This window comes from Streptomyces sp. OfavH-34-F (assembly GCF_022347745.1).
Taxonomy (GTDB): domain Bacteria; phylum Actinomycetota; class Actinomycetes; order Streptomycetales; family Streptomycetaceae; genus Streptomyces.
The window spans coordinates 1-7,634 of record NZ_JAKRGC010000311.1 but is presented as its reverse complement, the minus strand read 5'-3'; the positions used below and the strand labels follow the sequence as shown (position 1 = coordinate 7,634).

6 protein-coding genes are annotated in these 7,634 nt (G+C 72.5%); all 6 read left to right on the top strand.

Translation table 11 applies throughout. The features are described 5' to 3' along the window. On the top strand, positions 1–1,656 hold a 1,656-nt coding region (locus MHW47_RS29315; RefSeq protein ID WP_239226788.1), incomplete at its 5' end, for a PQQ-binding-like beta-propeller repeat protein. A gap of 51 nt (positions 1,657–1,707) precedes the next feature. After that, positions 1,708–3,573: a PQQ-binding-like beta-propeller repeat protein gene (locus tag MHW47_RS29310; RefSeq protein WP_239226787.1), complete on the top strand. Its 1,866-nt coding sequence runs from the start codon at positions 1,708–1,710 to the stop codon at positions 3,571–3,573. Positions 3,574–3,702: 129 nt separating this feature from the next. Next, complete coding sequence (locus MHW47_RS29305) at positions 3,703–4,395, top strand: LuxR C-terminal-related transcriptional regulator (RefSeq protein WP_239226789.1); 693 nt, start codon at positions 3,703–3,705, stop codon at positions 4,393–4,395. A gap of 119 nt (positions 4,396–4,514) precedes the next feature. Beyond that, positions 4,515–5,558: a galactose-1-phosphate uridylyltransferase gene (gene galT / locus MHW47_RS29300; protein WP_239226786.1), complete on the top strand. Its 1,044-nt coding sequence runs from the start codon at positions 4,515–4,517 to the stop codon at positions 5,556–5,558. Beyond that, positions 5,555–6,535, top strand: coding sequence for a UDP-glucose 4-epimerase GalE (gene galE / locus MHW47_RS29295; protein ID WP_239226785.1), 981 nt, complete (start codon positions 5,555–5,557; stop codon positions 6,533–6,535). The genes galT and galE overlap by 4 nt, the downstream gene beginning before the upstream one ends. Next, positions 6,532–7,634 (top strand): galactokinase (galK, locus tag MHW47_RS29290; protein ID WP_239226784.1); only part of this gene is annotated, 1,103 nt, incomplete at its 3' end. The genes galE and galK, both read left to right, overlap by 4 nt.

The window sequence follows — 7,634 nt, the reverse complement described above, 5'->3', positions numbered from 1 at the left end:
CCGCAGCAGCCGGGCCCGTACGGCCAGCAGCCCGGCCCCTACGGCCAGCAGCCCACGCAGCCCGGTCCGTACGGCCAGCAGCCCGGTCCGTACAACCAGCAGCAGCCGGGCCCGTACGGGCAGCCCACCCAGCCCGGTTACGGCTTCCCGCCCCAGCAGTACCCCGGCACGCCCGTGCCGCCCGGCCCCGGCGGCGCCGGCCCGTTCAAGCGCAAGCCGGTCGTGATCGGTGCCGCGGTCGTCGCGCTGCTGGCCATCGGCGGCGGCGTCTGGTTCGCCACGAGCGGCGGCGACGGCGACGACGACAAGCCGGTCGCCGAGAAGAGCGAACAGGTCTCCAAGAAGCCCACCGCATCGCCCACCGTCGACAAGGGCGACGGCAACGGCACCGGACGGGGCGAGGACGACCTCAACAGCGGCCGCAAGGACGGCGAGGCCAAGGTCCTCTGGCTGCAGAAGAACGACGTGGACCTGCCGCGCAACGGCGCGGACGTCTACGGCCCCTGGATCGTCGGCGACACCATCGTCAAGGGCATGTACCGCACGGTCTCCGGCTACGCGGTGGCCGACGGCAAGCAGCAGTGGACGCTCAAGCTGCCCGCGGACCTCTGCTCCGCGCCCGAGCAGACCACGGCGGACGGCAAGATCGTCCTCGCGGTCAAGAACGGCACCACGGACAAGGCCGACTGCTCCGTCCTCCAGCAGATCGACCTCAACACCGGTGAGCTGGGGTGGAAGAAGGAGGTCAAGAAGAGCGGCCTCTTCGACATGATGTCGGACTTCTCCATGGCCATCAGCGGGGACACCGTGACGGCCGGCCGCACCGGCGCCGCCAACGCCTACCGGGTCAGCGACGGCAAGGAGGTCTTCGGCAAGCGGAGCGGCAACTGCCAGCCCTTCGCGTTCGCCGGCGGCCCCAAGCTCATCGCCGCGGTCAACTGCCGCACCGGGGACGTCAACAACCCGCAGCAGCAGATCGAGGAGCTGGACCCGAACACCGGCAAGGCCAAGTGGACCTACAAGCCGGCCCGCGGCTGGGAGGTCGACAAGGTCTACTCGGTGAGCCCGCTCATCGTCTCCCTCACCAAGGGCGACAGCTCCGAGGACAAGAAGTGGAGCATCATCGCGCTCCGCGAGAACGGCACGCTCCGCTCCCAGCTCGTCGGTGACAAGGGCGACAAGTTCGCCCCGGACTGCGGCGGCGGCTTCACGATCTTCGGCAAGCAGCTCCAGGGCTGCGCCGGGGTCGCGGCCGACGCCAACACCTTCTACATGGCCACCCAGGACGACACCAGCGGCTCCGCCCGCACCAACAAGGTCGTCGCGTTCAACCTGAACACCGGCAAGCCCAAGTGGAAGGCGAACGCCCCGGCCGAGCAGACCATGAAGCCGCTGGGCATGGAGGGCGGCGACGTCCTGCTCTACATCGACGGCGGCTACAGCAAGGGCGGCGGCATCGCCACCCTCGCGCCGACCGGCGGCAGCCCCAAGATGGTGCTCCAGCACCCAGACTCGACCTCCGAGATCGAGCGCTCGTTCTACAACCCGACGATCCTGTACGCGGGCGGCCGTTCGTTCATCGCGAGCGGGCGGGTCAGCGCGAGCAACGACAAGGAAGAGCTGGAGACGAAGACCATGATGGCCTTCGGCAACTGATGTGACGGCCCACCGACCGACCGCCCCCTTTTCCCCGAGGTACGCAACGCCATGACCCAGCCGCCCCCGCCGCCGCCCAACGATCCGCCCCAGGGGGGATTCGGCGCGCCCCAGGACCCGCCCCCGGGCGGTTTCGGCGCCCCGAAGGAGCCGCCCGCCGGCGGTTTCGGCGCGCCGACCCCGCCTCCCGGCCAGCCCGCGCAGCAGCCGGGCTACGGCTACCCGCAGCCGCCGACCCAGCCGGGCTACGGCTTCCCGCAGCCCCCCACCCAGCCCGGTTACGGCTTCCCGCAGCAGGGTCCGCCGCAGCCGCACGACCACCCGACGCAGGCCGCGTACGGCTTCCCGCAGCAGGGGCAGCAGCCGTACGGCTACCCGACCGCCCCGATGCAGCCGGCCCACCAGCCGCAGCCCGGCGGCAACGGGCCCAAGAAGTTCTCCACCCAGGCGCAGATCATCGTCGCCGCCGTGGTCGCCGTCGCCCTGATCGTCGGCGGTGGCCTCTGGTACGCCAACAGCGGCGGCGACGACAAGAAGGACGAGGCGGGCGCCTCCGCCGGCACCACCGGTGAGAACAAGGGCGGCAAGGGCGAGAAGGGTGAGAAGGGCGAGAAGGGCGAGAAGGGGGGCGACACCGGCGGCAAGGAGAAGGCCCCGGCGAACGTCGAGTCCACCGTCGCCTTCCAGCTCCCGCACCCCAAGGTCGCCGAGGTCACCACGGTCGCCGGTTCCTGGGTCACCGACAAGGCGTACGTGAAGACCGGCGTCAACGAGGTCGTCGGCTACGACCTGGACAAGGGCACCAAGCTCTGGTCGATCCCGCTGGAGGGCCAGGTCTGCGCCGCCTCCCGGCACATGAGCGACGACTACAAGACCGCGATCGTCTTCGAGGAGACCAAGCGGACCAAGGCCAACAAGTACGCCAGCTGCAACCGGGTCGGCGCGATCGACCTGGCGACCGGCAAGCTCATCTGGAGCAAGCAGGTCACCGCGAGCACCAGCGGTGACCGGCCGGTCCGGTTCGACGAGGTCACCCTCAGCGGCACCACCGTCGCGGCCGGCGGCACCGACGGCGGCGCCGCCTTCAAGCTCGGCGACGGCGCCGAGCTGTGGAAGCCGAAGGTCAGCGCCGACCGCTGCTACGACCGCGGTTACGGCGGCGGCGAGGCCCTGGCCGTGGTCCGCACCTGCGGTTCGTACGACGAGCCCCAGCTCATCATCCAGTCGCTGAACCCGACGACGGGCGCCCCGCTCTCCTCGTACAAGATGCCCGCGGGCGTCGACTACGCGAGCATCGTCTCCACCAAGCCCCTCGTCGTCGCGGCCGACGTCGGCGACACCGCCGGGGACGGCAGCGGCATCTCGGACTTCTTCTCGATCGACGAGGCCACCGGCAAGCTGAAGATCCGCATCTCCGCCGACGCGGAGAAGTACGCGGCCAACTGCCGTTCCACCAAGGTCGAGAGCTGCCAGCACGTGGCGGTCGGCAACAACCGCATCTACGTGCCCACCGAGGAGCACGAGGGCACCGGCGAGAGCTTCAGCCGGACCAACGAGATCGTCTCCTTCGACCTCACCACCGGCAAGCAGACCGGTGACCGGGCCGACGCGGGCGAGAAGTTCACGATGTTCCCGCTGCGCATGGACGGCGGCAACATCATCGCCTACCGCGAGCCCCCGTACGACAAGGGCGGCGAGGTCGTCTCCATCAACGGCGACACCTTCGAGCAGACGGTGCTGATGCGCAACCCGTCCGACGAGAAGATCCGGGACGCGGAGACCAGCTTCTCCTCGGACTACGCGGAGTTCCGCTACGAGCGGGGGCACTTCTTCATCTCCGAGACGATGATCAGCGCACCCCGCAAGAGTTCCCTGAGCGACGACGAGTACCTGGTGGTGTCCTTCCGCACCAGCTGAGTGCGCGGCGCCGACATGTGGGGGTGGAACCGGCCGGTTCCACCCCCACACGCGTGAGCGGGCGTGTAACTTGCGGGCCTGGAGGGCCGGGGGCCTGCGTCGGCGCAACGGGGGGATCAGGCGATGGGTGTGGGTGTCCGGCTCATGGTGGTCGACGACCACCGACTGCTCGCCGAGGCGCTGGCCTCGGCGCTGAAGCTGCGCGGCCACCGGGTGCTGGCCGCCGCCGCGCCGACGAGCGGGGCGGCGGACCTGGTGGTCGGCCGGGCCCCCGACGTCTGCCTGTTCGGCACGGCGTCCCCCGCCGCGCCCGGCACCTTCGACCCGGTGGTCCGGATCAGACGGGAGCGCCCGCAGACCGCGGTCGTGGTCCTCGGCCCGGTCCCCAGCCCGCGCGGGATCGCCGCCGCGTTCGCGGCCGGGGCCGCCGGGTACGTCCGGCACGACGAGCGCATCGAGGGCGTGGAGCGCGCCATGGCCAAGGCCCGGTCCGGTGAGGCGGCCGTCGCGCCCCAGCTCCTCCAGGGCGCCTTCGCCGAACTCCTCGACCCGGCGGCCCAGCCCGACGACGAGGGCCGCCGGCTGCTGCGGCTGCTCACCCCGCGCGAGGCCGAGGTGCTGGTCCGGGTCGCCGAGGGCGAGGACACCCGGCTGATCGCGGCCGGGATGCGGATCGCGCCGAGCACCGCCCGCACCCACGTCCAGCGCGTCCTGATGAAGCTCGGCGTCGGTTCCCGGCTGGAGGCCGCCGCGCTGGCCGCCCGCACCGGCCTGCTGGACCGGGCCGCGGTCGTCCGCCGGGGCCCGGAGCCCGCCGGCTGACGGCCCTCCGCCGCGCCGCCACGCCCCGCCACCCGCCCGGGTGGCGGGGTTCTTCATTGACGCTGTTGTTTATTCATGGTTCATTGTGTTCGGTTGTGTTTGATGATGGAGGGAGCCTGGTGAAGAAGACGGTTACGACGCTCGCCGACGGCCGGGAGCTGATCTACTACGACGGCCGCGACGACGTCGTGCGCGACGCGGTCGACCGCCGCCCCCTCGACGCCGTCTCCACCTCCTCCGAGATCCGGCGCGACCCCCTGCTCGGCGACAGCGTCGCCATCGCCTCGCACCGCCAGGGCCGCACCTACCACCCGCCCGCCGACCAGTGCCCCCTGTGCCCCTCGCGCGAGGGCCGGGCCGGCGAGATCCCGGAAGCCGACTACGAGGTCGCCGTCTTCGAGAACCGCTTCCCCTCCCTCGCCGGCGACTCCGGCCGCTGCGAGGTCGTCTGCTTCACCTCCGACCACGACGCGTCCTTCGCCGACCTCACCGAGGAGCGCGCCCGCCTCGTCCTGGACGCCTGGACCGACCGCACCGCGGCCCTGGCCGGGCTCCCGCAGGTCGAGCAGGTCTTCTGCTTCGAGAACCGGGGCGCCGAGATCGGCGTCACCCTCGGCCACCCGCACGGCCAGATCTACGGCTACCCCTTCGTCACCCCGCGCACCGAGCTGATGCTGCGCTCGGCGGCCGCCCACCGCGCCGAATCCGGCCGCAACCTCTTCGAGGACGTGGTGGCCCGCGAGGAGGCGGACGGCTCCCGGATCGTCCTCGCCGCCGAGCACTGGATCGCCTTCGTGCCGTACGCGGCGCACTGGCCGTACGAGGTGCACCTCCACCCGCGCCGCCGCGCCGCCGACCTGCGGGACCTCGACGAGGCGGCCCGCACGGAGTTCGCACAGGTCTATCTGGAACTCTTGAGGCGATTCGACCGGATCTTCGGACCCGGAGAGCCGCCGACCCCGTACATCTCCGCCTGGCACCAGGCGCCGTTCGGGGCCCCCGGACGCGAGGAGTTCGGTCTCCACCTCGAGCTTTTCACCGTCCGACGGACCTCCGGCAAGCTGAAGTTTCTCGCGGGTTCCGAATCCGGTATGAGCGTGTTCATCAACGACGTGCCGCCGGAGACCGCGGCCCAGCGACTGCGAGAGGTAGCGAGCCAGTGAGCAACACCCCCAAGAAGTACCTGGTCACCGGCGGTGCCGGATATGTGGGCAGCGTCGTGGCCCAGCACCTGCTGGAGGCCGGCCACACCGTCACCGTCCTCGACGACCTCTCCACCGGCTTCCGGGCCGGCGTCCCGGCCGGCGCCGAGTTCATCGAGGGCCGCATCCAGGACGCCGCGAAGTGGCTCGACGCCTCCTACGACGGGGTGCTGCACTTCGCCGCGTACTCCCAGGTCGGCGAGTCCGTCACCGACCCCGAGAAGTACTGGGTCAACAACGTCGGCGGCTCCACCGCCCTGCTCGCCGCGATGCGCGACGCCGGGGTGCGCACCCTGGTCTTCTCCTCCACCGCCGCGACCTACGGCGAACCGGTCTCCAGCCCCATCACCGAGTCCGACCCCACCGCGCCGACCAGCCCCTACGGCGCCACCAAGCTCGCCGTGGACCACATGATCACCGGCGAGGCCGCCGCGCACGGCCTGGCCGCCGTCTCGCTGCGCTACTTCAACGTGGCCGGGGCGTACGGCGCCTACGGCGAGCGGCACAGCCCCGAGTCCCACCTCATCCCGCTGGTCCTCCAGGTCGCCCTGGGCCGGCGCGAGTCGATCTCCGTCTACGGCGACGACTACCCGACCCCGGACGGCACCTGCGTCCGCGACTACATCCACGTCGCGGACCTCGCCGAGGCCCATCTGCTGGCCCTGGACGCCGCCGCCCCCGGCGAGCACCTCATCTGCAACCTCGGCAACGGCAACGGCTTCTCGGTCCGCGAGGTCATCGAGACCGTCCGCGAGGTCACCGGCCACCCCGTCCCGGAGACCGCGGCCCCGCGCCGGGGCGGCGACCCGGCCGTCCTCGTCGCCTCCGCCGCCACCGCCAGGGAGCGGCTCGGCTGGCGGCCCGCCCGCGCCGACCTGGCCGGCATCGTCGCCGACGCCTGGACCTTCGCCCGCCGAGAGGAGCCCACCGCGCCATGACCGAGGACCACACGGAACTCACCGCCTCCTTCGCCGAGTTGTACGGGTACGCGCCCGAGGGCGTCTGGGCCGCGCCCGGCCGGGTCAACCTGATCGGCGAGTACACCGACTTCAACGACGGCTTCGTCATGCCGCTCGCCCTCCCGCACACCGCGCGCGCCGCCGTCGCCCGCCGCACCGACGGGGAGCTGCGGCTGCACTCCACCGATGTGCCCGGCGGCGTCGTCAGCCTCCGGGTGGACGGGCTCGCCCCGCACGAGGGCCACGGCTGGGCCGCCTACCCGGCCGGCGTCGTCTGGGCGCTGCGCGAGGCCGGCCACCCGGTCACCGGCGCCGACATCCAGCTCACCTCCACCGTCCCGACCGGCGCCGGGCTCTCCTCGTCCGCCGCCCTGGAAGTCGTCACCGCGCTCGCCCTGAACGACCTGTTCGGCCTCGGGCTCGACCCCGCCGCCCTCGCGGTCCTCGCCCAGCGCGCCGAGAACGCGTTCGTCGGGGTGCCCTGCGGGGTGATGGACCAGATGGCGTCCGCCTGCTGCACCGAGGGCCACGCCCTGCACCTGGACACCCGCGACCTCGGCCGCCGCCAGGTCCCCTTCGACCTGGCCGCCCACGGGCTGCGGCTCCTGGTCGTCGACACCCGCGTCAAGCACGCGCTCGGCGACGGGGCGTACGCGGAGCGCCGGGCCGGCTGCGAGGAGGGCGCCCGCCTGCTCGGCCTGCGCACGCTGCGCGAACTGCCGTACGGGGAGCTGCCCGCCGCCCTGGACCGGCTGGCCGGAGCCGGGGCGGACGAGTCGGTCGTGCGCTACGTCCGCCACGTGGTCGGCGACAACCGGCGCGTGGAGCAGGTCATCGCCCTGCTGGACGCGGGCGACGTGCGCGCCGCGGGCCCGGTCCTCACGGCGGGGCACGTCTCGCTCCGCGACGACCTGCGCGTCTCCTGCCCGGAGCTGGACCTCGTGGTCGAGACGGCGAACGCGGCCGGGGCGCTCGGCGCGCGCATGACCGGGGGCGGCTTCGGCGGCTCGGCGGTCGTGCTCGTCGAGGAGGCGGCGGCCGACGCCGTCACCGGGGCGGTGCGCGACGCGTTCGCCGG